Consider the following 25599-nt stretch of genomic DNA (forward strand, 5'->3'; position numbering starts at 1 on the left):
TAAGAAAAGGGGGACGAGTCCCCCTTTGTGGTTGGCGAAACGTCTACTGCCCTGCTACTTGTGGCAGATGTTGCACGATCCACCGCCCTCGTCCTCGCCATACAAATCATCGATGTCGATCGGTTCGTCCCACTGGCGTAAAGGATTGACGGGACGACGCGCCTTTTCACGTTCCAGGCGAACCTCATAGTCCGTTTTGATCTGGATGACGCGTTCGGGCTTTTCGAGCTCGGTCAATGCCTCGCCTTGCGTCCACGTAAATGGTGAACCGCTGTCCAGAGCGGTCTTCTCGTAGCTCTTCGCCTCCTCATACGCCTCGGGGTGAAGTTCACGCAGGCGCACCCACTCAATCTTTTGCTGGAAGAAGCAGAAAGTGCAACCAGAGCGGCTCCGCCAATCATAGTACTTGGGCATGCCCACGCCGGACGACTCGAGGATCTCGATGACGCCCGCTTTGTCGATTCCCGCTTCACGGAACGGCAACAGCACTTTCAAATTGGCTTGCTTTGCCGAGTACCCTTCCCGATAGTCCTCATCCGAGCGGATGGCGACATATGAAAAGACCTTGTCGCCGGCAGCAAGCATGGGCTTGATGTACTGCTCGAAAGGTGCGAGCTTTAATTGGCGGGTACACCATCGAGTCTGCGGCGACGGCAAAAAGTTGCCATATTCGCGCAGCCAAAAATCGAAGTCGCGCCGCGGATTCAGTCGCAGGATCGGCTGACCGAGATACCCTTCCAGACGGCCTAAAAACTCATAGACTTCCGGCAGTTCTTTGCCAGTGTCTGTAAAAAAATACTCGAAATCGATTTCGGGCATGGTCTGCCGAACGTACACAGCCAGCGCCGCACTGTCTCGACCACCTGACAACCCTAGAACGTGTCGTTCAGCCATTCTTTGCTTCCTTCTCATACAACGCAGCGCTTGCCTTCGCCAACGCCGCGAACAACAAGTCGCCCTTCAGGCCGAGACGTTCAAGCTGCTCTAACACATTGTTTGCCGCGTCTTGCACGACTTGCTTATCGCGACGTGCAAGCTCGAAGCTCTTCGTGATCACTTGCGACGTGCCACCAGTGCCTACCACAACCGAAATCGCTTCACGCCCGAGGCCAGCGCCCTGCACATTGATGAGCGCCTCGGCTTTGCGGAACGCCAATGCCAGGTCGGACACGGCAAGCAGTGCGCTGTCGACATCGAGGTCCGTCCAATCACGTGGAGGTTTGTTCGCTGCTAAGCTCAGAATCCCTTCGATCGCCTCCAGCGAGCCGTCCCGCTTCATCAAGCGCGATGCAAAACTTTGGAGACGAAGATCTGCGCCGAGCTTGGAAATTGGCTCCGCACGTTCACGCAATTCCAAGTCCGCACCTTCGCTTGTATCAAGCGACTCGGCCATTGCCTTATCCACCCGCTGGAGCATCTGAGGATAGGCATCGAGCAACTCCTTTAACAAGGGCTCGATCACCGGACCGACCTCGGTCATTGGAACACCAAGCGTCGTCGGCAGATCAATCATCAAGAGACGATTCGGATCACTTGCGCGCAGCAGAATATCGCGCACCGACTTCGCTTGCTTCGACACATTTTGGGTGCGTTTGGCCCAAACCGGCAGAGTAAACACCAGTTTTACGAGGCCACGTGAAATGTCGAGCGGCGAGTGTCCAGCCGGTGGGAAACCACAAGCCTGCAGCGCAGCCGCGATCGACTCAAGAGCGATGATGTGGTTACTATCCTTGTCTACCCAGCGCAGATTGAAGCGGCGCGCATCTTGCAGAAGTTCGTCCGCATCGACATCGGTCAATTTCGGCTCAAACATGCCATCACGGTAGACGGCGATGTGTTCCGAATGCGTCAGCGCAAACGCAAGCAGTAAGACAGGCATCAAGCCCGGTTTTACACCATACGGTGCTCGGCCCCAATTAGCATAGATCTCAGTAGCAGTGGCCCCCTTGGCACCGCCATCAACGATGGCCTGTTTAGTCGCTTCCCAAAGCGTCGACATGCGCGCTTTATCGTTTGGCAGGGGCGCTTTGAAACCCCACGCGTTCTCACCAATTTCGCCATGCAGTCCCGGTTCAGACAAGACGGTCTCGTATAAACCACGTTCAGCTGGGAAGCCTTCGATGTCTAGGTGTTGTTGATCGCCATTGTTGACCATCCGGTGCATCAAGTCGCGACGTGCTTTAACACTATTCGTGGACAACACGTCGCGGTTGATCAGTTCACTCCAAACATTCGGACACTCTTCAAAACGTGTGTCAGCCATGTCCGAAGCCAAAGCAGCAAGACTCTTCACCTTTTCGGCATTGTCACCAACCACCCAGTGGGCTTTGGCAACCGCTTCGCGTAACGACTCTTCCAGCGCGCCTTTGACCGCCAACAGCCGCGCCGCTACTTCGCGTCTTGCCACCGAGTCGCCATCGAGCTCCGGACTTGTTTCTTCGACGATGCGCAGCGATACCAGTTCTGCGCCCAGGTCAGCAACAAGCTGGTAGTTGGGTGGAACACCAAACACGACCGTTTTGTCTTTGTCTCGCTCCAATGCGGAGAGCTTCGCGATCACGTCTTGCTGGACCGATTGACGGTCGGGTAGCACCAACGCGAAACGCCCAAACTCACCGCCCTCGGCGGTATAACTATCGGCCAGGCGCTCGGCCTCTTGTAGGGTATGCAGGGATACACGCATCCACCGGAACGTACCCGTCTCGTGGTAGTGGCGTTTAGCGACGACTGGATGCAGATTTGCCATCCCAGTGAGAGTCGCAGTGTCGACGCCAGCGAAGGTCGCGCGCGCCTTCGCCACGGCTTGATCGATATCGAAGTCGCTGCCTTCGAACACCGTCCACGACGAGATGTGCTTTCTAAATACCGCAACCCGCCAATGGCTCAGCTTTTCAAGTGCTGCGAGTACTTTTTTCTCGGGCGTGCCTGGGATAGCGGTGCGCAGTACATCATCGGTTGCTAACAAACCGGACGTGCCACGGAAGATATCGACCAAAGCGAGCACCTTAGCCAGCGCCAGCTCAACAGCGTCGGCCCCCTTCGCCTCAGCGCGCTCAACCGACTCCACGGCCTGCGCCCAGCGATGGCCATCCGGCGACGCTAAAATTGCTTGCTCGAGATTGGCTCGCAGATAATCCCAATATCGATCCGGCCCGTAGGCAGCCTGCCCATCCCAGGCCTGCAGGAAATCTTGGAAACCATGTGGTTCAAGCGAGGACAGGAAGCCGAATACACTGCGCTCATTTTGGCCAAATTGGCGACGAGATGCGGGGCCGAGCAGAGCAGCCGTAATCGGATGCAGCGGCCAACATTGGTCGAGCAGCTCCGCCATGCTCTCACCAACACTGGGGCGGCGATTCGCAATCGCTGCCCCGATGGTGCGAGCGGTATCAACGCTCTGTGGATGCTTGATGTCGCACTCGATTGCGTTACCGATCAGCTGGACCACCTCGTCACCGGTGGCAACGAACGAAATGTCCCCGTACCGCCCCTGGATTTTCGCCCACTCCTCGCGCGCTTCAATGCCCAAACGCGAAGCGTACTGACGGAACGACTGGTGCAATAAGCCGACAATGACGAGCTTGCCTTTGCAGTGCCCCGCCTTCTCTGCGAGGTCCTGGAAGAAATGGATGTCCTCGCCACCGACTGCGGCCGCTTCCAAGAATTTGCCCATCTCATCCACGAGCAGGAGCACGCCATCAAAACGCGCTCCTTCAGCGATAGCCACGAGGTCCGTCGTCACTTGGCTCGCATCGTGGGCCTTGGAACGAGGAAGTGCCTTGTCCAAGCCTTTCGCGACCTCAACGGCAATGCTGCCGCGTTTACCGACGACGGGAAGAACGAGCCATCCTTTAGACGAGACTGGAAAAGCCTTTGCAAATCCCTGTACTTTATTGGCGAGAATGTCGGTAGCGCGTGCACATACCTCACTATCGGTCGATAACGCAGATGCTAGGACCACGGCTAAGGACGACTTACCGCTGCCGTACGGTCCAGTCCAGGTGAACGCGCGATCTTTAGAACCATTGACCTGCCGGCACATAATCGACAGCGCGTTACAAGCGGTGTCGGTCAACACATAACCGTCGAGGGCCTCCGCACGTCCAATATCCGCATCGATGCGGACAGAGCGGCGATAATGACGGGCGATCTGCACCGCTTGGCCCATTTGTATTTCCGCCGCCTTATTCATACGACTTCTCCATCATGGCCCGCTTGAAATTGCCGACATCGAGTTCGCCGCGGTAGATCTGACGCAGTCCCGAAGTATCAGACCACTTCAACTTACCCTCAGTCAGACTCGACAGTGCAAAAAGGCGTTCTGCGGTCGACTCTTCATCTAATTTAAACACCCTTCCAGGTGACCCCAGTCCATAAGCAATGGACTCAAAGGTCAACGAGGTTTCGCCGGGGTGATAGCGATCCCAAAAATCCACGAGAGCCCAGGCGAAGAATGCATCGGTGAGCGACGATTTCGGACCGCGGCGGAACGAATACACGCCTTTACGCTCTTCTTGGATGAGACCGAGTTCTGCCAGCATTGGCTCGGCTGCCTCTTCGACGGAACTCGATGCAGAACGCGGCGCATAACCGCGTACGCAGGTTTCAAGGTCGCGAGCGAGCGTTGCTTGGGAAAGCTTTTTTCCAGCCGAGATCGACTGCGCGAACTTTGCCAACGACGGCATCACCTCGTCGCGCGTAAACGTCTGTGCATTTAAGACGTTAAACAGCCAAAACCAAGTGGTAGAACGCGTGCCGCGCCCTGCCAAACACCAATGGGCAAACCACGCCGTGGTCGGATATTGCGAATAAGGGTCATAGCCGCCATCAACGTAGATTTTCCGAGCCACATCGTTGATGATGAAGTTTTTCTTCGAAGCATCTTCGCGCATAATTTCGCATGCGAGTGCCCAATGTTTGATTGACGACACCATGTTTCGACCGACGCCAAACGTCGCAATGGCGTTGTCATCGGAAAAAGTTTCCTTGGAGACAACCCAACGGGTGTCAGCACGGTCAAAAGCCTTTTTCAGCCACATCTGCCGAAGAGGAAAGGTCTCGTGCCCGGAAAAATGGGCTTCAATTTGCGGTTCGTTATATGCCATGGTTCGGATCATTCAACTGGAGACGCTCTCCAGTTGCTCACTGTGCGGACTGGTGACAACCACCAGTCGCGTTGTCTAGATTGTAGCTCGTCCGTAGCTACCTGTGTTTATTTACAGTCAATTTGGGTGACCGCGGGGTTGTAGAGTCGACGGACAGTAGGAATCCATAGCTGAGGTGGCCTAGCTTGGAATGCCTACAACGTTGCTTTGCCTCATCATATTGTACGATAGTCATCCCGCCGTGTGGGAGCAGCTTATCGCCTACTTGCCTCTCAATACTTGTGTTTCAGAGATTTCTTCCACCAGCGACGTTGCAAAGTCACAACCAATGCCCACGAATGTCACCATACCAATATTGGTAAATTTTAATCTTTGTGAAATAGCTATCGTATGCGAGGCATACTACGCTGATAAACCCGCAAATTTGACGCTCAATAAAATAGCTCCGGCAATTGGAAACGTCTAGACGTCCTTTTGTCCAGAATTTGAATTGGCCCAAGTGGCCCTAGTTCAAATGGCAAAATACTTTTCTCAAGTAAGTAGACACATTCACGTTTTTGTAGACCAGCCCGTGCCAGTCTAGCGAGCCAACGTTCGGCATCACAGATTGCGTGAAATGAGCGACTAAAAGCCGTTGCGTCATTGGGCGCCGTAACAGCCACTACGACTTTCCCCCCACTACTTGATATCTCTGCCTTAAACATCCTTCCACTCATCGCATCTCCATTCGGATTCCCTATTTTTTTATCGCATCCCAACAGCGTACGTACGATTGTCAAATAAAAATATGTGAGGCCGCATACGCCGCAAATCTATCCAAAAATCACCGACTTAAATTTGATTACGTACTCGATCACTAACCGTCTAAACGCCATATACCCCATCTCAAAGTATTTGTTGCATTTTGTTCAATCGGTAAAAAAATTGGGCAATCGGGCTTTCAGTCTGTTAATGATTTATCGTAATATTGCTAATTGTAAAGGATTGAGTCACACGGGAACGACATCCGCACCTCGGTAAGCAGCGGTGCCGTCTTGACATCTCCCACGCCTCAAAAAAATTGCTGTTTTAACAATCAAGGTTCTTATCAGATGAAGAGGGCGTTTGGGAATGGGGTCGATCGCGACAGCCTCCCCTCCATTGATCAGCTTACAAGCGGGCGGATCAATAGCTTGCACCGTAATCGCCTCTTTCGCGCTGATGGGCAGTGTGCCCTCGCCTCATCGCCGACGAGCAAATCAACATTGCTTGCACGCTGCCCTACCCCGCCGCGTCGGCTTCCTGCACAACAATGCGCGACTAAATGCACTCACTCATCAGCAACAACAGCTCAGCGATTTGTTCAGCGCGTCATGCCAGTAACGAATCATTCCGACGAAGCACGTGAGACATATGCGTTTGCGAACGTCGCGGCGGTCCGACGCAGCAACAGTTCTCTTCTTAAACCTTTAAAAACGTTGTTCCTAAACTCATCCATGCCCAGCCCAATGCAAGCGGTTTCGCTAGCACGCGGCGCCAATGAGCGGTAACGGAGCCATCCTCGTGATCCAAGATTTCAGCCACTGTCAGCACGACACCGAGCGGAAAGTGTTCGAGTTCCTCGAGCACGCTTTGCCGAAGACGACTGACATTGTTATTTACCCCAATATCGAGCTGTACGATACGTCAAAAGCTTCGTATGTCGAGTGCGACGCAATCGTCGTCACCAGGTCGTTTATCGCGGTTGTCGAGCTTAAGGACTGGTTTGGCGCGATCACCGTGCAAGAACCAAAGTGGCGCCGCGGCAGCGCCGTCATCGATAGCCCGCATATCGTCAACAACCGCAAGTGCAAGGTCTTCAAGAGCTACGTGCAGCACGCGCTGAGTGGCGTCGCCGAGCACAAGCTGCCCTTCGTCCAGTCCGTCGTTGCCCTGACGAATACGAACGCTCGCGTCGACGGCACGTCATCGGCGCGCCACGCGAATGTGAACGATGGGCTGATTACACTGGACGGAGTCGAGGAGCTGGCGCAGTACCTCAAGCGACGCTTGAATCCTCAAGAGCAGCCTGAGCGAGTGCTCAACGACTATCAATTCCGTCGTCTGGTGGAGCAGCTCAACAAAGATAAACAATCGGTCGGTGTCAGCTACGAGGACCAAATCCCTGGCTACCGCATCAAAGAAGACCGTGGGTCGGCGCCGAACTACATTACCTACATTGCCGAGCGTAACCCCAACATTGACAATCGTCTCTACCGCTTGCGCGTTTTTGGCAAATTGAGTACGGACGCTGCCATTGCGGAGACCCAGATTCGCAGTTTGAAGGCGGCGGCGGCACTGCCCCACCATCCTTGCATTCGCCCAGTCGCCGCCCACCCGAACGAACGCAAGCTCATCGTCGAGGTGTCAGACTGGACGGATACCCGTTCGCTCGATGATGTACTAGCTGAAAATGCCCGTCTCGACTGGCGACGCGCCGCCGCAATCGTCAGCGATATTGCGCGGGCCTTGGACTGTGTGCATGAGTCGACAGCGAGCCTCATCCACCGCAATGTTCAACCTCGCAGCATTCTCATCGGAGCCGACGGCCACGCCCAGCTGACCGATTTTGATTTGACCTTCGATCCCGGCGCCAACTTGACCGTGCTGGGAGCCAACTATGAAGATCATCTCTCCGCGGCCTTCACGGCCCCCGAGCTCTTGTTGGGCCAAGCGGACTTCAAATCGGATGTTTATTCACTCGGCGCGGTGTTTTTCCGTGCCCTGGTCGGCAAGGACATATCCAGTAAAATCGACCTTGAACATGAGTTAACGCAGGTCCTCCAAAATTCACCGGGCGGAGCAGAAAAGCACGGGCGCTTGTGCGAACTGGTCCAGAACATGTTGGCCGCGGCGGCGCCGGCAAGGCCCAACGCAGGCGATGTCGTTGCGACCATTGCTGGCCTACTCGATACCTCGCCCGACAGGACCGGGCATGTGGTCGAAGAGATATCGGATGCGCCGGCCTATACCAGTATCAAACCACTTGCCGAAGGTGCGACGGCACAGGTGCTTCTGGTTGATAACCATGGCGAACTCTTCATCCATAAGGTATTCAAGGCCCACGTCGCACGCGACCAAGCCTTGCAAGAGCGCGACATGTTGCGCCTTGTCGACCGCCTGGATTTGCCTGTGTTCTTTCCGCGGGTACGACACTTCTCGGAGGTGGCGGGACATCGTTGGTGCCTTGCTACCGACTTGGTATCAGGCCAGTCCGTTCAACAGCTGATCAAAGCCGGAACGCGGCCATCCATGCCCCAGTTCCTGAGCGTCGCGCGCGTGTTGCTGTCCGCATTGGCGGTGCTGCACGGCACGCGCGATATAGACACGCAAGCAGTCATTCATAATGACCTCACGCCCAATAACATCTTTGTCGATATGCGAAGTAACGCAGTCGGCATCATCGACTTCGGTTGCGCATCGTCTCCGGGCGTGATCAGTCTGCGCGGCACGCCGGGCTATGTTCACCCTGCGTTGGTTTCCCGAGGCGATATGAACGCCTGCCCACAAGGTGATCTCTATGCGGTTGCGAGGACCTTGGAGCAGTGGCTGCGGGGCAATACCGAACCTGACGATGACCGCCTTGCACTTCACAGCAGCGACGAGCCGCAAGGCGCACGAGTGCTTGCCTGGCTGGCCGGTGCAACGGCGGCGGAAGGCGGGCAATACAAGGATGCGGACGCAATGCTTGAGGCCCTCGACGATGCCTTAGGCGCCCCCGCAACCGCAAGCGCGATAACGCCGGATGCACAAGATGACGAGGATCCACAGTCGGCATCAGAAGCGATTTCGCAGAGGGACGAACCACCACAGGCAGAAGCGGAAGAGAACGCCGCCTACCTCGCCAACCCGTTCGTGGATTATCTGAACACGCTGCACAACGTCAGCGCGGGCAATGCGAATGCACTCGCCGAGTACCAGGCCACGAACAAGTACTTCGCGAGCATTTATGAACCGACGCGAATGGCGGCGGACATCCACCAGCGTCTGACGAGTGGCCAAGAGGTCGTCGTCGTCCTGTCGGGCCACGCTGGCGACGGTAAGTCGACCGTGGCATTGGAAGTGCTTAAGCAACTGCGTCAGATGACGCCGGAAGATACGCTCCTAACCCCACCGGATCCTCATGAGGTCGAGACCGTCAACGGTGTGCGCATCTCGATCCTGAAGGACATGAGCGAGCATACCGCCGACAGCCGTCTATCCAAGTTTAAGGAGGCCCTGGCGGTTGGCAGTGGAAGCTGGCTGATCGTGAGCAATACTGGACCACTGCTCAATACTTTGAGCAGGATGGGCCAGGATGTGGGTCGCATCGAGCAGGAGGTGTTGAATCTGCTCGACCGGCCCATCGTCGGAACGCTCAACGATACGGCCCATCGCATTGACGATTTCGACAAGCCGATTTATATCGCGAACTTGAGCAAGCTTGATAACGTCGAGACGGCGGTCAATGTGTTGACGAAGATTTCTAGTCATCCGTCTTGGCAGGCATGTGGCGGCTGCGGCTTGCAAGCAATGTGTCCCATCCGCCAAAACGTCAGCGCGATCCAGCAAGCCCCTCAGCTGAAAGAGCGCGTGTCATCGATGTATCGCTTACTCACCGCCTACGAGCGACGGTTAACCATGCGGCAGATGACCGCTCACCTCGCCTACAGCATTACGGGCGGCACCGGATGTGCAGCGGTGGCCGCCAAGATTGATCAACACGGCGCTGATCTCGCCTTACGTCAGCACCTGTTCAGCGAACTCTTTTTTGGCTTCTCGGACCGCAAACCCAGCCTGCAGACCACCAGCCTGTATTGCGTCGAACAGTTGCAAGCCCATGTCACATCGGAACGCACGCGTCCGGCCGTCGAGCTCAAGCTTCAACAGGATCCGCTAAACAGTTTTGCCCCGGTACCGGATGTAGTGCAGCCGACGCTGCGGTATTGGCAAAGTAAATCGGCGGACGGCGCCCATGGCGGCATGGCCCGTAGTGCGATTCGTCGCCTCACCTTCATGTTCGGTAGCCGGCTCGACAACCAGTGGTGGAATAGTTTTACCGAGGACTTCAGCGGCTCGGCTGCTTTGGAAGCGTGGGAAAAATGGCGTATTCACGGCCTACAAAAAATGTCCGCGACCGAACGGCGCGCACTGGTACGCCAGCTATTGTCAGTGCTGAGTGAGCATTGCATTGGCGCCGTACGAACGGCGAGCATCAAGGACAAGTTGTATATCACCCTACGTCGCGACGACATGGAGACAACCCAGCCTGTACAGGTCGTCATCGGTGAATACGATGAAAACGACTTCCGTCTTGAATTCGACGACTCCGAAAAAATGCCGCGCCTGGTGTACGCGCCGGCCAACGGCGAGGTGTTCATGCGACTGCCCTTGCCCTTACTCGACTTTGTTAGCCATCGCAGCAAGGGCGATTTCGGGCAGGAACTCGACCCGATTCACATTAATCAACTTGATCTGTTTTGTTCCCAGCTCGTTGCCCGAAAGCGGCTCCCTGAGGATGACCTTCGCCTGCTAAGTATCGGCATTACCGGCGAACAGAACGTGTTTCGTATCGCGATTGATCGATCCAATATGGAGATTTATTGACCATGGCGCGCTTCCCCGACTCCGGACTAAAGGCAACGTCGGCACTCCAGACGGTCGCGAGAGAAGACGTCAACCCGGCCATTCAAGTCTTTGGCCGCCGGTTCTTCAAAGACCAGACACCGGTTGAGTACCTCGCCGAATTCCTGTTAGTGTTCGCGTCCACGAAGGACGACGACAAGGCGAACGCATACATGTTCCCTGTGTATGGGTCGACGCCAAGCAAACTGTCCTATCACCCGCGCTATCGCCTGGCGCTGAAATTGTTCTCTTTTTTGGGTGCATCAAAGCTCGAAACCCGCCATCGAAGCCATATCGATTCCTTCAAGGCAGGTGTCGGCGCATTAGAACAGCGCATCAATCCGGGGTCAAAAATTAGCCGCAACGACGCTGTTCGGTTAATTCAAGGGGTCTTCTCAGGCTTTGTTGGGGTCGCGGGCGACCGTACATGGACCGCCCATACCTTCTTGCCGGCTTCCGAGACCTTGTTGGCACGTGAAATCCTGTGGGAGCACGGTGGTGCGCAGGGGGCGGCCAGAGAACCCAATATGACTTGGGATGAAGCCCTCAGAGGGCCTTACTTCAACACCAGCGCGCATAGCTACATGGCGCGCGGTGGAGAGCTACTCTACCTACAACTCACCAGCCTGTTTAACGGTTACAAGGGCCAGGGATTCCATGCCTTGTTCCCGCCGGAGGAGTGCAATACCTACGGCCATCTCCACAGCGTCACCGATCTCAGCACACTGCGCTCCCGCTTGCAGGCAGGCTTAAAGCAGGTACTGCACGAAAGCGATCAGGCGATTGGTCCTTTGGGTGAGTTCATCCGCGAAACGTTCGAAGAAGCCGGGGTTGAAAGTGAAGGCAGGAGCGACACAGCAGATCTAGGATGGGTTCCGACGAACACCGCGACAGAAGCATCGTTGTTCGCCTGGGAGATCGACAATATTTGCCGCGCCGAGCGTAGCGGCTTACAAAAGATTTCCTTACTAAGAGATCTGTGCGTTCTGCACGTCATGCGGACCTTGTGCTTCCAAAGCGCACGCGTCGCTCATTCGGCCGCCACCGAGCGATTCGTTGGGAACTATGCCTGGATCGTCAGCCCCTCAGGGGAACAAGCCAGCGACAACACAAAGAAAATCGCGGTCAACGCCTATGTCGAGATCGAGAATTTGCTTTACGAGTCGCTGCGCGTCTACGAAGACTATGACGATGGCGTTGAGCCAGCAGCCACTGAGGCCCGCGAAAAATGGCTCAATGGCGGAGATGACAACGTCCTACGCTTGTTCCGCAAAATTGGCAAGCAAGTCGGCGTCGTCGTGCCTCGGAATGGGCCAGGGATGCGCATGACGCTCCCGCCGCCCATCGTGCGCTTGTTGGTCGCGGCCCTCATACCGCCAGGGACCAGAATCCAACTCGACAAATTCTATGATCGGATCTACGCCCACTACGGTTTGGCGATTAACCAGGACATGATCCAGCTCGCGCTAGCGAGCTCCCGGACGCAGCACGCATCCGACGCTTTTGGCATCGATTCGTCCTGGTTCGAGGAAGAGCTGCGTCGCGGCGGCTACCTGATCCCGTTGTCGGATGCTGTGGCGCTGGTACTGAATCCTTACGAGGGCAAAAAGTGAACCTGTTTGTTGAAGAATTATCACAATATTTGATCGGCGAGTGTGCCGACGTGTTGGCAGCCCCAGCCGCACACGGGAACAAGATTACCCTTGTTGTACAAAGCCTGCCGCTCGCCGAGACGATCGCGGTGTTGGAGCGTCTCGATAATTTTTTCCTAACGCAGTTCCCAGGAACCGAGCGCGCCTTGAAGATCTCCAAAGGCCTGTGGCACAGCTGGAGTGCCGAAGAAAAAGCAGGCCTGAAGGAGGCCGACGTAATTCAGCGTAACTGGGTCGATATGGACGATCAGCTGACCACGTTCCGCAACAAAGGGCATTGCGTCTTCTTCGGCTTTGATCATGCCTCAGATAAAGGCAGCTTAAAAGACTTTCACTTGGTTAGCGAAGACTTGTTGTGGCGCCGCGTCCTTCGTCAACGCTACCGTATGTGGGTGGACCGGCTAGCTGAACAGCTTGGCGATCAGAACGAGTCCGCGATCGATGCCCTTGAAGGTTTCCTGGTTACGGTCGAAAAATTCAACGCTGGCCGCCTATTGCGCGTGGCGAGCTTTTTGGACGGTATCTTGGGTCGCAATCCGGACACACTACGCGACGTCCTATCCGAATGTTACGCGAGCCTTGCTAGCTGGGGGGCGCTGCCGCTACTGAATGTACCGATGGGACGCAATGCGGCGAAAACCCATGAGTTGATCGAACTCGGTCATCGATTCGCGACGCACACGTTATTCGGGTCAAAAGTCGAGCGCGACAAAACATTAAAAAAGCTTGCAAGCGCCGAAACGGGCGACGAAAACACCGCGCCATTTGCGCTGCCTGAGCCCGTAACGGAAGGACAACAGCCGTACGACACTGCAGCGGAATATCTGGAAGATGTACGTGTTTTTGTACGTGAGAACAATGCAGACGCACTCGCTCGCCTGCAACAATTCGACACGCGTCCGCTGCTCACGCTGTTGAAAAAACGTGTAAAAAAAGAGGACAAGGCTGCCCCTAAAGCAACCACCTTGCATGGCTATAGTGATGTCGTTTTCCTCCAAGCTGTCAAGCTCACGATCCAGCGTTTGCTCGACGAGCACGGGAATAAGGTGGAAGCCAACGATCTTGATGACATCACGATCAAACTGACCTCGTACTATGCGGACGTGTATGATCCTGAGCGCGACATCTACCGGCTACTCAATGGCATCGTTGGCGCCGTTCTTCCTGAGAAGCTAAGCTTACCGGACACACAACAAGACATTCCACTGGCGCTCGAAGGATTCGATGACCTTATCGTCGGCCCGACCCGCGCGACAGCCAAGATCGCGTTCACGGTCGTGATCAACTCGAGCGTCGACGTCGATCCATTCGAACAGCAATACGTCTGGCCAATTCCGACCTCGCACCCGGAGCGTTTGCGTTTGGTACTGGCTGAGCTGGCATTGCGTTCGCTGTCGACGTTGCCGGCGCCGCGTTTGCCTGCGTTTCAGATTGGCGGCTTTGACGAGTTGTTCTCGGCAATTGATGAGCAAGACGCGCATCGCCTCTTGATGCTTGGCACGAATGACTTTCGTGTCACCAACGTCTTCGACGAGGTCGCGACGCAGTCCCATTTTGCGGGATTAATTTCAAGCTGTACGGCACTGACCAGCCGCTATAAGGAGCATCTCGACGCCATCCTCGACGATGGATTTTACGCAGCCAACGCGAACATTCATCGCGTCATCACGGCGTATTCCGATGTCGTTCGCCAAGTCTTGGAAGGTAAAGCCGGCGCAGACTATGTGTTGCCCTGCCTATACCGCGCCTTCTTGGCCGTTCGGAGCACGGATACACCCTCCCAGCGCTATTTGAATGCAGCAGTCGCACTGCCAATGTCGCCCTTTGTACTCGAACTCTCGAGCGCCCGCGCTGTCTTCCTTAGAGACGGTTTTAGCGAGGTCGTGGCGGAACTTTTCGGCAATGGCGGCCCTGCTGCTGAGCAGCGTTGGCAGCGCCTGGTCGAGCTTGCCGAACTGCGCCGCCCAATCGCGGCCCTCGTCGCGGACCCTAATCTGTCGCTAACGACCGCGTCACAAGCGTTTGGTCTGACGCACTTGATTGGTGTTGCCGATCGCAGTGCGTTGCCTGTGGCCTCGCAGAGTCTGATGCGACAAGAGTCGTTCGATGAAGATGACCTTAGCCAGAAGCTTCAACCATCCGGCAGAGCGCGCATCTATGAGGACTTGATACGCGCCTATCAAACCTTGCACAGCCATTCGCACGACCAGCTCAGTCTGCTGTTCACGAATATTGCGGAAATCGACATCGTCCTCTCCGGTGTCGATCGATGGTTGAAGCGGTATTTGACGGAAACCGTCGAGCAATCGACGCCATTTCACCTCACAGTGAAAGTCATCACGACGGGCGTGGCGACGACCACTGCCGTCAACATGCTAGTCGCTTGGAAGAACACTTGGACAGAGGGTGGTTTTGCCAAGCAACGCAAGTGTTCGATCCACATCGGTCATCGCCACGCGACAAAGCCAATCGAACTCGAAGAGATGCTTCGTGCGGAGCAAGACCTCCGCTTTGACTTGGGCGTGATCGCGCATTTCCTCGACGATAAGCACGATGGCGACCAACTCGAGCCGGTCGAACCGTTCGACGCGGTACGCGGCTCGATACTGCGCCAGTTCCCGCTTGCCGAATATCCGCGCCCGGTTCGCCAACTCTCGGCACAGAGCCAACGCCAAATGTCGATCAGTAATCGGCGGGTGCAGATGGCCAGCCAACATACCGAGATCGCGGCACGTCTTAAATCTCCGTTTACACCGCCCTCGAGTGAGCATGCGGTCGTCACCCAAATCGACTTTACACCGTGGAAGAAGACGATCGAATTGCTGCATCGAAAAGCGGTGTGGGTCTCGTGCGTGGATCGACACGTCGACAACAACCTGCTCGCTGCCGCCGCAAGCGGCAGTGTCAGCCAAGATCGACGGATCGTGGGTTTCTCGTGCGGCCTGGGCAACTATGGTGAGTTGAACCGGACGATCTCAACGGAAGTGAGCGACTTCGCGACGCTGACCAAAGCGATCGCCAAACGGCTGCGGCAACATTTACAAGCCCTCACGACCGCACAGGCGGAACTAGCGGCACACAACGTCATCAAGGCCGCCTGTGAGATTCCGGGTTTGTCGTTGGTGCGCGCCATCGGCCGCGACGAATACATCCGTGACGTTGTCGGTTACTCGCTGATCAGCCGACTGCTTGGCCGAGATTCGACCACGATCCTGCAAGCACTTATTCCGCTAGATAGTTTCCGACACTGGTTCCGCGACCGCGAGGATCCGAATATTCCCGATCTGCTGTTCATGTCGGCCAAGGTGGTGGACGGTAGGCTCAACATCGAAGCGACAGTCATCGAATCCAAGTTCGCTGACGAAAGTATGGGACATGCGGAGACCGCGTTTGCCCAAGCGAGCTCAGGAATCCGCCAGCTCGTGCGGATTTTCGCGCCACAAGGCGCACCGATCAAATCGACTGTCTTTGAGCGCAAATATTGGTGGGCCCAACTGCATCGCGCCCTGTCAAGCCGTGCGGTCGTCATGCTCGACCAGAATGGCTATCGCGCCCTGTGCGGCGCGCTTGACCGCATGGCTGAAGGCGATTTCACGATCGCCTGGCGCGCCGTCGCCTCGACCTTTTGGACAAGCAAGGTAACTGTCCCAGCGCATGAGGCAAATTCTTTCATGGGGGCGGTCGACGTCTCCATGGATCACCCGCTTCCGAATGGCTTTGGTGTCCATCAATTAGAGTTTGGCACGACAGAGGTCATTCAACTATTGACCCAACAGTCCGCGGCGCCGTTCGCTATTCCCGGGACGCCATTGGTGTTGTCCTCCTCATCTGAGCATCCGCCGGTGTCAGTGACCAATGTCCCGCTGTCGACGACACCGAACGAACCGGCGCCGTCGATTAGCACGCAGCCGACCATTGCGCGGGAAGGTAGTGCTGCCGTTACCGACGCGTCTGCGTCATCGCACATGGGCATACCAGGCCTGACTCCGAACCAAGGGCAATCAACCGAGCCTGCTGAGGTGCTGACCGAAGCGGTAACCGTCGAGAAGGCGCTAGTTCAAGTACCAACCCAAGCGCCAGCGGCGCAACAGCCCGCTGTCGAGCCGTCCCTGACCACAGCCCCTACCTCGGTGCATGTCTCAGGCGTCACCGAAGGCTCATCCATTGGTCGTCTGCTGCTCGGCACGGACAACCGCGGACAAAAGGTTCACTGGGAATACGGCGACGCCGAACTCGAGAATCGCCATCTTTTGATCTTCGGTGGTTCCGGTTCCGGTAAAACCTACGCTATCCAGTGCTTGCTGCTTGAGATGATCAAACAGAACCAGCACGCGGCCATTATTGACTATACCGATGGCTTCCTGCCGAGCAAGCTCGACCAGACGTTTGTCCAGCGTGCACAGCCACAGACGCATGTACTCGTACAACAGCCCTTCCCGATCAACCCATTCCAACGCCTCGAGCGAGAAGAGCCGGGAATCGGTCTCTTGCAAGAACAGTCGCACAACGTTGCTAGCCGGGTCGCCGACGTGTTTTCGTCGGTGTACACCATCGGTGAAGTGCAGCGTGCCGCACTCGCACGTCACGTCGAACAGGGTTTGTCGACGAACAGCCAGTTTGGGCTGGAAGAGCTGTTACAGGCTTTGGAGACTGACAGCAGTGCGCCTCCAACACTCGCGATCAAGATTGCTGAGTTCGTCAAACAAAGGCCGTTCTCGCTCGACGCAGGCTCTGGGTGGAAGCAGATTTTCCAAGGGGCCCTACCGGCGCACATCCTGCAACTCGTGAATATCTCGAAGGATATGCAGCGCTTGATCACGGAATTCGCGTTATGGGACTTCTTTGCCTATGCCACGAGAAACGGCAACAAGGACACGCCCCTTCCCGTGGTTCTCGACGAGGTCCAAAACCTCGACCACCGTAGCGACCGTGCGATCGACAAGCTCCTCCGCGAAGGCCGCAAGTTCGGTGTTGGCATGATTCTGGCCACGCAAACGATCTCACAGTTCGATAAGGAGCAGCGCAGCCGCTTGTTCCAGTGTACTGAAAAATTGTTCTTCAAACCTGTCGACACCGAGCTAAAAGAGTTCGCACAGATCTTGGCGGAACTATCCACAAGCCGTTCTCGCGATGAGTGGGTAATGGAGCTTAGTAAGCTCAATAAGGGAGAGTGCTGGGCAATCGGCCCTCATCGCATCATCGAAGGTAAACCGATGCGTAGAGAGCCCGTGAAACTCAAAATTACTTCTCTCGACGCACGATAACGGATATGACGCAACAACCAATCCAGGGTCTCCCGCCAAGCTTTCACGAGACATTCTTTCCGGATAGGCGACACCTGTCGGCGCTACTGAAACTGGCGAAAAGCGGCTACGAGGGCACGATCGACGCAATTTCCGCCGATACAGGCATCCCCACGGGAAAAAGTTCGGGAAAGGTCCTGCCGCATCTGAAATATGCGCACGCTATGGGCATTACGACAACGGCCGCCGTTCGCGATGGCGTGTGCACGCTTCAACTCGCCCCGTTGGGGCGTCTGTTTGCTGTCGAAGATCCGTTGCTGCATGAGCCCCTTACTCAACTCATTCTGCACCTGATGCTGTCACGGCCTCTTGGAGGCGCAAGCGCCTGGCACGTTTTCTTTGGACGCTCTCGATTGGCGCTCGGACGCGCTAGTACCGTCGAGGCAGCGACGAGCTTTCTCATACAAGAGCTCGGCAACAGCTCATCCCTGCCCGGCCCCCTATTTTCGACTTACCGCGAGGAAGCGAGCTTGGCGCGAACGGGCATGCTAACAGTCGACAAGGACGTGATCTCGCGCGGCGCCCTGCCGACGCCTCAGGAATTCTATTGGGCATATGCCTATTGCTGGCTGACGTACTGGGAACAGACCGCGCCCGGCGTTCAACAGTTGCCGCTTTCTGAGCTGGAGACCGTTTCTAGATTCTTTGAAGGCAGTGGCTGGGCTGATCAAACAGCCGATGATTTCTTGGCGTGGACAACGGCACAAGGTATCACACGAGTCGATCGACAAACGGGAACGCCGTTAGTTATGAAAATTAAGCGTAGCGACGAACTGGCTGCGCAGATCTACAGCGAACTACTGTAGAGATAACAATTATAGAGACAACAATTAGTCACTAGGGCTCATCATGAAAGTTGGCGATTTAATTCGGTTTCGCTCGGACTTGTTCTTCGATGGAGCCGTCCAGTTGCTGTGGGCGGATGATCAAATCAAGCGTGCGGACGAGGCGGCACGCAGCTTCGTGTTTCACGGTCCACGCTACCATGGGGTCAACAAAGATGCGCACGGCGATGAGATCTATCGCTTAACCGACACGGCAACGCTTGCGGCAGATCTTCTTTCTCGTATTGCCGACGAGACCGCAGCACATAGCAATCCATTCTCGCTCGCGATTGCGGGCTACGGCTCGGGTAAATCGCACTTTGCCTTGGCGCTCACGCGTCTGTTACGCGAGCCTCACTCGGCGCTAAGTGAGCAAATTCTGTCCAACTTAACGCTTGCCGAGCCTCGGGCGGCCGACAGCGCACGACAAGCATTGGGGAAGATTGAGAAGCCCGCCCTTGTGATTCCACTTGACGGCACTGGGAATTTTAATCTTGGCAATGCATTAAGTGCGTCGCTCTTCCGCTCGCTCAAAGAATATCAGATTGACGACCGCGTTCTTCGTGAATTGTCGCCGCGCTTTGACGACGCCGCGAACTTCGTACGCCGGAACTACGAACTGCGAACCAATGAGTTCATGGCCAGGTTCCCGAATCGGACACAGCAGGATATTGTTGAGTTACTCGAAGCGCGCGACGAAGACGCTTACGCGCTCGTTGATACGTTGTATTGGGAGGCGAACGGTGCCCATATCCCGGTATCCGGACGCGAATCAATCCAAGATCTAATCACTGTGTTCTGCGAGACGTATTGCGCACAAGATGGACCTTTTTCGCGCTTAGTTGTTGTGTTCGACGAATTCGGTCGCTTTTTGGAATACGTGGCTGAACGCCCTGCACTCGCAGGCGACTCAGCGCTGCAACAGATCTTCCAGGGGATTCAGGACAATGCCTCTCGAGCACACTTCCTAGGCTTCATCCAATATGAACTGAAGGCATATCTCGCGCGCTTGGGTAACCGGGACGCCATGCATATCCAGAAGTACATCACGCGCTTCGACGTCGCCAAAAAGTACTACGTCTCGTCGAACTTGGAAACCATCATTGCGCATTTGCTCGAGAAGAAGGACGAATCGCTTCTCGAGACAAGACTCGGTCAACAACAGTCGGCCCATCAAGCGCTGCATAAAATGATGGCGGCCCTGCTGCCAGGGCTTAAACAACTGCCGGTATGGAATGACCCAGATGAGTTCGAACGTGTCATCGTTCGTGGCTGCTGGCCGCTCCACCCTTTGGCAACGTGGTTCCTGACACGCCAACAAGACATTGTTCAATCACGCTCAGCAATTACTTTTGTCAAGAACGCTGTCGATACCAGCCTCGACCGTGGCGTCATGGATGGGCAGCACCTGACCACGATTTCTGCGAGCCGAATTCTTGCCGGTGAAATGCTGACAGAGATGCTCGCGGCGGAGCGTGCTCACGGCGGCGTTACCGTGGACAACCTTATAGCTGCGCTTGCGAAATATGAAGCTCAGCTTAACGAACTCGATCGTGGCTTACTCATCGCTATCGCCTCCACCAAGAAGATGCGGGTGGTGTCGAACGAACAAGATACTTACAACCGCCTACTCGCGGAGTTTGTTGGACGGCCCATTGATGCCTGTCTTCCGCATCTAGCGCGTCTCGAACAAGAGCTCGGTGTGATCGCGTGGAGCAAAGAACTCAAGCAATATGAGATCGTCACGGACGCAGCGACCCGCGGGCAGTATCAAAAGGACCTGCGCGCCAAGCTTGCGCATGTCAAACCAGCGGACGTCAAAGAAATCTTTCTCACGCGCGCTAAAGCCTGGAGTGACGATCTGTTTAATGATATCTCGACCACGTTTGGACATGAGGTTGAGATTCCCACCCTTGAGTGGAGTTTTACGGCGCAGCTCACAAATGAGCAACGCGTTGGTGTCGGTGTCCAAAATGCGTTCAACGATTGGCGTCAAGCAGTCAAACCAAGCCAAGCGAAAGGCCAAATCCTATACTGCTTGACCAGCCCAGATGCCGACCTAGCGGCATTACGACTGCAAATTCAAGGCGTCTATGATCTAGAGCTGAAGAAGTCGGGGGTGGCGACTGCACCGGTGTGGACGGTTCTACTTTCCGATCGATCAGCGCGGGTTCAGCAATATCTAGCGACCTTGTACGTCCTGGATGAACGTTTTGATCGCAACGAACAAGAGCGTTACGCGCGCTTTATTCCTGAAGAACGTGAGCTGGCCAAGCAAGGTCTTCGGGCAGCGCTTCGCGACGCCATCAAAGACCGGGTATCGCTTGTCGCGGGGACCGAAGTGGCCGCAGGACGGCTCAGTGCCGAAGCGAATGCAATCTTCAAACAGGTGTACGCGCAAGCCCTTCCCTTCCCCTTCGATGGACTCAACACGCTCAATGGGAACGGCAACGCAGACGTCGCCGCACTTTCGCGCGCTTTGTTTGGCGGAGAAGTGTCGTCGTCGTGGTTGAACGTACAACCAGTCAAACTGCAGAACCGTGTGCGGACAGTCCTCGGAGCCTCTTGGGGAGTACTCTCGCGCGATACACAGGCACAAGTGAAGCCGATTCCCGACAACCGGCAGATTCGCGCTGTGTTACAGCAGCTGGAGGACGCGCATAAGTCAGACCCGCAGCGTAGCTTAGGCGATGACCTTGCGATGCTAACCAAGCCACCATTTGGCTGCAGCCTCGCGTCAGCATCCCTGTTGCTGGCACTGTTCGTCGGCAAGCCGGTACCGCCACGTGCGATTCGATACCAGCAAAGTGGAATTTCCCTGAAAGACTGGCTGGAAACTGCATATGGGACAAACGGCCGATTCTTGTTGGACGGTGCGCTGCACAAGACGACGATCCTATTTCTGACGGAAGATGCGTTGACCCGCTGGCAGGTCTTCATGAACGACTGGGAAGCTGAAACGACCTTCGAAGGCAACGTGAAGCGTTGGAATGAAGCTGAACGAATGCGTTCACACGATCCACTGCCTGAACAGCTGGAAGTCAATTTTAAGTTTTTGCGTCAAAACGCAGAGAAAGATCATGAGCAGCTGCGCAATCACGTTAGCGTACTCGACGAGCTTGAGCGTCGTCTTGAAGCCTCGCTCAGGAATAAAAACGTTCGTGAATACCTTGCCGTCGCCGACAAATACCTAGCACGGCGCAAAGATATGACTGGTCAGTCGGGTAAGTGGACTAATGAGCAGCTTGAAGAAGTCAACGGCTTCTGCGCAGAGATGGCTAACTTGGTTCGCGGCGCCATGCAGAACTGGATTCCTTTGCAAGCGTGTAATGCCGCAGAGCAGATTCAGGATTTCCGAACGGGAATGAGTCGCGCACAGCGGACCCTAGAGGGTTTGGGTATCAAGGACCAAGCACGCGCCATCGAACAACACACGCAAGAGATGATTGCACGTGTTCAGGAACGATACAAATACAAGTCCGCCTTAGACAGTGCCGCCGATCTGATCAGGACACCGGACCCATTGGCGTCAACGCCGCTACGTGAGGTGAGCGATCAGATCGAAAAAGCGCAGGCATTGGTTCGCCTTCTGACTGAGGCCCTTAGCACGCTGACAAAAGCTGATGATGTAAAAGCCTTGATCGCACAAGTTCAAGTAAAGCAGGAGAAATTACGAGCTTTCCGCAACGAGCGGCAACAAATTTATGTTGAGCTCTTTGGAATCGTTCCTGCTACAACCCAGGACGCACGTGATGTGCTATACCGGCTCAATCTCGTTGGTCAGCAATTCTTAGGCACTCGTGACGCCGAGGATATCCAACACCGAATTGAAACGTGTACCGCCTTAGTCAGCTTGCTTACCGAGTTCGACAACATCTCGGGCTCTGCCGACGACGTCGCACATCTCTTGCAAACAGCGTATGCATCGTCAGCCCCTAGCGTCATGACGCCGGCAGGTACCGACGACGATGACGAGCTCGATGAAGAGCAGGAATGGGTAAAAACGTGTGTGACGCGCTATATCGAAGCGCGTGAAAGACTTGCGAAACAGCGTTCAAGCGTCTGGACTGTGGCAGCGTTGGAGGAGCTAGCAGTCCTGCATGACAAGCCAGAACAGCTTGCCCAAGAGGGGCTTCCGGCAAAATTTGCTTCGCTGCCTGCACAACTATCGATTGCAGACCGCGCTCGTGTCGCCGCAAAGCTCGAAGCTCTGGCCACGTTACGTATTCAAACGCTCGAGCATGCAAGGGCGGCCAATTCAGCAACATGGGTCGCTCAGTTGCAAGAGCAGCTCGCCTCACTGGCAACCTTATCGGAGCGAGACTGCAGCGACCTTTTGTCGACCTTACAAGCGTGCCCTCCCTACGTTTCGGCGCTCGAGTATGAACAACTTGCAGACGCTAAAAAGCAAGTTGAAAGACGACTTGATGAGCTGGACATCTCTGCTCTTGTGGCTCGCATCAACGCAATGTCAGCTGAGAAGCGGGCTCTAGTTTTACAAAAGCTGCTTGCATTACAAGTAGCGGCTTGAATCGTTCTTCGGACAGCAATACCGACGTCGACCTCGTCATAAAACGATGTCGGTATCGCGCACGGCATTTGCGCCAACTCGTCAAGGGTCTCTTGTTGCTGGGCCTCTGATGCTCTCTGAGCTCAACCAACGTAGCGGGCAACGATACCTAGTGCATCACCTTACCCCAGCAGAGTCTAAGTGATAATATTGGGCAAAACACGATAACCGCCAACGCATCCAATGACATCTAGCGCTTCGACAGCAGGTTTCGCGAACTTTGGCCCGCAAGGCACCGCACCGCACAGTGAACTGCAGGACTATGTGTTGAGTGACGCCACATTTCCTACCGCGTATCTCAAGGCAGTGGCTGCGATTGCAAGTTGCGACGGCGTGCTTAATGTCGCTGACTTCAATGCCTTGGACGATGTCGTGGCACTGCTGAACGATTCGGCCCTAGCGCAGGTCGTGTTGCTGGAATACGTTGAGCATCCACTGCCGTGGAAGGCCGCGTTCCTCGAGCTCGAGAATGCATCCAAAGGCATCGGGCAAGCGACTGCCGCAGTTGCTTTCGAAGCCGTCCGCGCGCTCCTTTCGCTACAAGGAACACGCAGCAGGGAGCTGGCAAAGAGTTTCGCTAACGCCTTACGTTATCAACTCCCTCCGAACGAATTAGACAGGTTCCCCGCAGACGATCAAACAATCTGGAACAAAGTCAGCATTGGTTCGGTACGCCTACTCAAGGGGCGCAAATACGCGGACTTGGCGGATTTATGCGTTTGTGCCACCGGCGATGTCGCGCTTGCAGGCTCCGTACTCGAGTTCGAGCAAGGTATCCTCGACAAAACCGAACTAGCCCAGCGCATGACGGCGGCCTGCGCGCGTGTAACCCAGGAGATCAACACGTTCAACCAACGCATCACGGACTTCGAAGCGACCCGCGAAATGTCCTCGGCCTTCCTCGAATCGGCGAACGCATTGCAAAAGCAGGTGCGCCAGCGTCTGGCGATTTCCGATGCCCGGATTGCGTTCGAACGCGAGGCATTTGAGGAGGACATCGAGGAATATATTCACGATGCCGGTAACGCATTTGAGCGCGAAGTCGCCGATCGCCTTAGCACGGACCAGTGGAGACGCAATGTGGTATGGGAAAGCATTGCTAAGTCCACGTTCGGTAAAGAGCTGGAGAGGAGGATTCACCGGATCATCTCTAGACGCGAAGAGTCGCTCCGGCTAATTCACGAAGACCTGCGCCTCTTCCAGGAAGAAGTGGCCCTGTCCCGCACCACACTCTTGAAACGGATACATCACACCCAGCTTACCAGTTCGGCACCCAGGCTACGTTGGAGCACGCGCCTGAAGAATAGCGTCGAGAGCGCCGCCGGTGCAACCTTGAACCTAGGCGGTATGACCGCCCTCGGGACCGGAGCGGCGGTGTATTTTCTGGGTGCCTCCGCCGTCATCCCCTTAGTAGCACCCGTCGCGCCTTTTGTTGGCGGCGCGCTGCTGGTTGCCGGTGTCATCAAGTGGATGATGAATCCCGAGGAGAGGAAGAACGGTGAGATTGGCCACCAACGCGAAAAGTTCGAGACCGTGTTCCGCGCGCAGCTCGACACTGTACGCCAAGAGCTGGTCAGGCAGCTAGATACAACCTCGCTGCAATTTCACGAGGCAGCGGAGCGGTTGGTGCGACCACTTATTCTCGAAGCCCAGGCTGCGGACCGGCTGGCCGCACTTCAACTCAAGGTCGCGCGTAAGCTGAACGAACACTCGCAGAAGGCGCTTGCGGAGATGTTGGCCAGTCTACCCAGCTGATATAACGGGAATGACGTCGGCGTGGATTGTAGAACCTTTCGATATAGTCGAACACGTCTGCCCGTAAATCATCCCTGGTCCGGTAGTACTTCTTGCTCAGGCGCTCGGTCTTGAGCGTCGAGAAGAAGCTTTCCATTGCAGCGTTGTCCCAGCAGTTGCCGCGACGGCTCATGCTGCAAACGATTCCGTGAGATTCAACTAGGCGCTGGAAGTCTCCGCTGGTGTATTGTGCTGACGACTACCGCAAACTGGTGGCGCAGTTCGGCATGAAGGCGTCCATGTCGCGCAAGGGTAACTGCTACGATAACGCGCCCATGGAAAGCTTCTGGGGTAGCTTGAAGAATGAACTGATCCACCATCAGAAGTATGCGACGCGGGCTGACGCGGAATCGGCAATCACGGAATACATCGAGATCTTCTATAACCGCCAGCGCCGCCATTCGCGTCTCGGGTATCTATCGCCAGCATCGTTCGCTGAAAAATTCAGCACGCAGCCACTGGCTGCTTGAAACGGACGTGTCCACGATTGACAGTACACCTCAAACATCCAGGTTGGCGTCTCTGCAACACCGTCCCAGCAAATTGGCGCCAATGCCCAAGTCTCGCGCAATCGCCGCCTTACTCGCACCAGGCTGGCCTACTAGCTTGACTGCCTCACGCTTAAGCTCTTCTGAAAAAAACCGTCTTTCACGTGCCATGTAATACCTCCGATAGGGACATCATATCTATCGAAAGTGTCCGAGCTGGTGGGGAATGCCACTGCGATAT

10 protein-coding genes and 2 pseudogenes are annotated in these 25599 nt (G+C 55.6%); 7 read left to right on the forward strand and 5 right to left on the reverse strand.

Annotated elements, in window-relative coordinates:
* Window positions 1–54 precede the first annotated feature (54 nt).
* From ACK6C6_RS17910 to ACK6C6_RS17920, 3 genes are read right to left on the reverse strand one after another with little or no spacing between them, the layout of a single operon-like run.
* Entirely contained in the window at window positions 55–894 is an 840-nt protein-coding gene (locus ACK6C6_RS17910) for a phosphoadenosine phosphosulfate reductase family protein (protein WP_409268564.1), read from the reverse strand.
* A complete protein-coding gene (locus tag ACK6C6_RS17915; RefSeq protein ID WP_409268566.1) occupies window positions 887–4192 on the reverse strand; it encodes an ATP-binding protein in 3306 nt (1101 codons plus the stop codon). Before ACK6C6_RS17915 ends, ACK6C6_RS17910 begins: the two co-directional genes overlap by 8 nt.
* Entirely contained in the window at window positions 4185–5105 is a 921-nt protein-coding gene (locus ACK6C6_RS17920) for a DUF4007 family protein (protein ID WP_409268568.1), read from the reverse strand. The genes ACK6C6_RS17915 and ACK6C6_RS17920 overlap by 8 nt, the downstream gene beginning before the upstream one ends.
* Window positions 5106–6623: 1518 nt before the next feature.
* On the opposite strand from ACK6C6_RS17920, the gene ACK6C6_RS17925 reads away from it, so the two are divergent.
* The 6 genes from ACK6C6_RS17925 to ACK6C6_RS17950 all read left to right on the forward strand — a co-directional run bounded on the left by ACK6C6_RS17925 (window position 6624) and on the right by ACK6C6_RS17950 (window position 24831).
* Window positions 6624–10709 (forward strand): protein kinase domain-containing protein, encoded by a 4086-nt coding sequence (locus tag ACK6C6_RS17925; RefSeq protein ID WP_409268569.1) that lies wholly within the window; start codon window positions 6624–6626, stop codon window positions 10707–10709.
* Between the two features lie 2 nt (window positions 10710–10711).
* Window positions 10712–12340 (forward strand): hypothetical protein, encoded by a 1629-nt coding sequence (locus ACK6C6_RS17930; RefSeq protein ID WP_409268570.1) that lies wholly within the window; start codon window positions 10712–10714, stop codon window positions 12338–12340.
* Window positions 12337–17643 carry a type IV secretion system DNA-binding domain-containing protein gene (locus ACK6C6_RS17935; RefSeq protein ID WP_409268571.1) on the forward strand — a complete coding sequence of 1769 codons (5307 nt, stop codon included), beginning with the start codon at window positions 12337–12339 and terminating at the stop codon, window positions 17641–17643. Before ACK6C6_RS17930 ends, ACK6C6_RS17935 begins: the two co-directional genes overlap by 4 nt.
* A 5-nt stretch (window positions 17644–17648) precedes the next feature.
* On the forward strand, window positions 17649–18488 hold the full coding sequence (locus tag ACK6C6_RS17940; protein ID WP_409268572.1) for a hypothetical protein: 840 nt from the start codon (window positions 17649–17651) through the stop codon (window positions 18486–18488).
* A 43-nt stretch (window positions 18489–18531) separates the two neighbouring features.
* The gene (locus ACK6C6_RS17945; protein WP_409268573.1) at window positions 18532–23037 is read left to right on the forward strand and encodes a hypothetical protein; all 4506 of its coding nucleotides are present in this window, start codon (window positions 18532–18534) and stop codon (window positions 23035–23037) included.
* A gap of 222 nt (window positions 23038–23259) precedes the next feature.
* Window positions 23260–24831, forward strand: a complete 1572-nt coding sequence (locus tag ACK6C6_RS17950; protein WP_409268575.1) for a hypothetical protein — start codon at window positions 23260–23262, stop codon at window positions 24829–24831.
* Here ACK6C6_RS17950 and ACK6C6_RS17955 read toward each other — a convergent pair.
* Window positions 24758–25063: pseudogene (locus ACK6C6_RS17955) on the reverse strand (integrase core domain-containing protein); the annotation flags it as partial. The gene ACK6C6_RS17950 and the pseudogene ACK6C6_RS17955 overlap by 74 nt on opposite strands.
* Here ACK6C6_RS17955 and ACK6C6_RS17960 point away from each other — a divergent pair.
* Window positions 25056–25340, forward strand: a pseudogene (locus ACK6C6_RS17960) (IS3 family transposase); the annotation flags it as partial. The pseudogenes ACK6C6_RS17955 and ACK6C6_RS17960 sit on opposite strands and share 8 nt — an antisense overlap.
* A gap of 30 nt (window positions 25341–25370) precedes the next feature.
* Here the strand turns inward: ACK6C6_RS17960 and ACK6C6_RS17965 are convergent.
* Window positions 25371–25529 (reverse strand): transposase, encoded by a 159-nt coding sequence (locus ACK6C6_RS17965; RefSeq protein ID WP_409268576.1) that lies wholly within the window; start codon window positions 25527–25529, stop codon window positions 25371–25373.
* Between the last annotated feature and the right edge of the window lie 70 nt (window positions 25530–25599).

The organism is Massilia sp. BHUDP2, from assembly GCF_046236355.1.
Lineage (GTDB): Bacteria > Pseudomonadota > Gammaproteobacteria > Burkholderiales > Burkholderiaceae_D > Telluria > Telluria varians.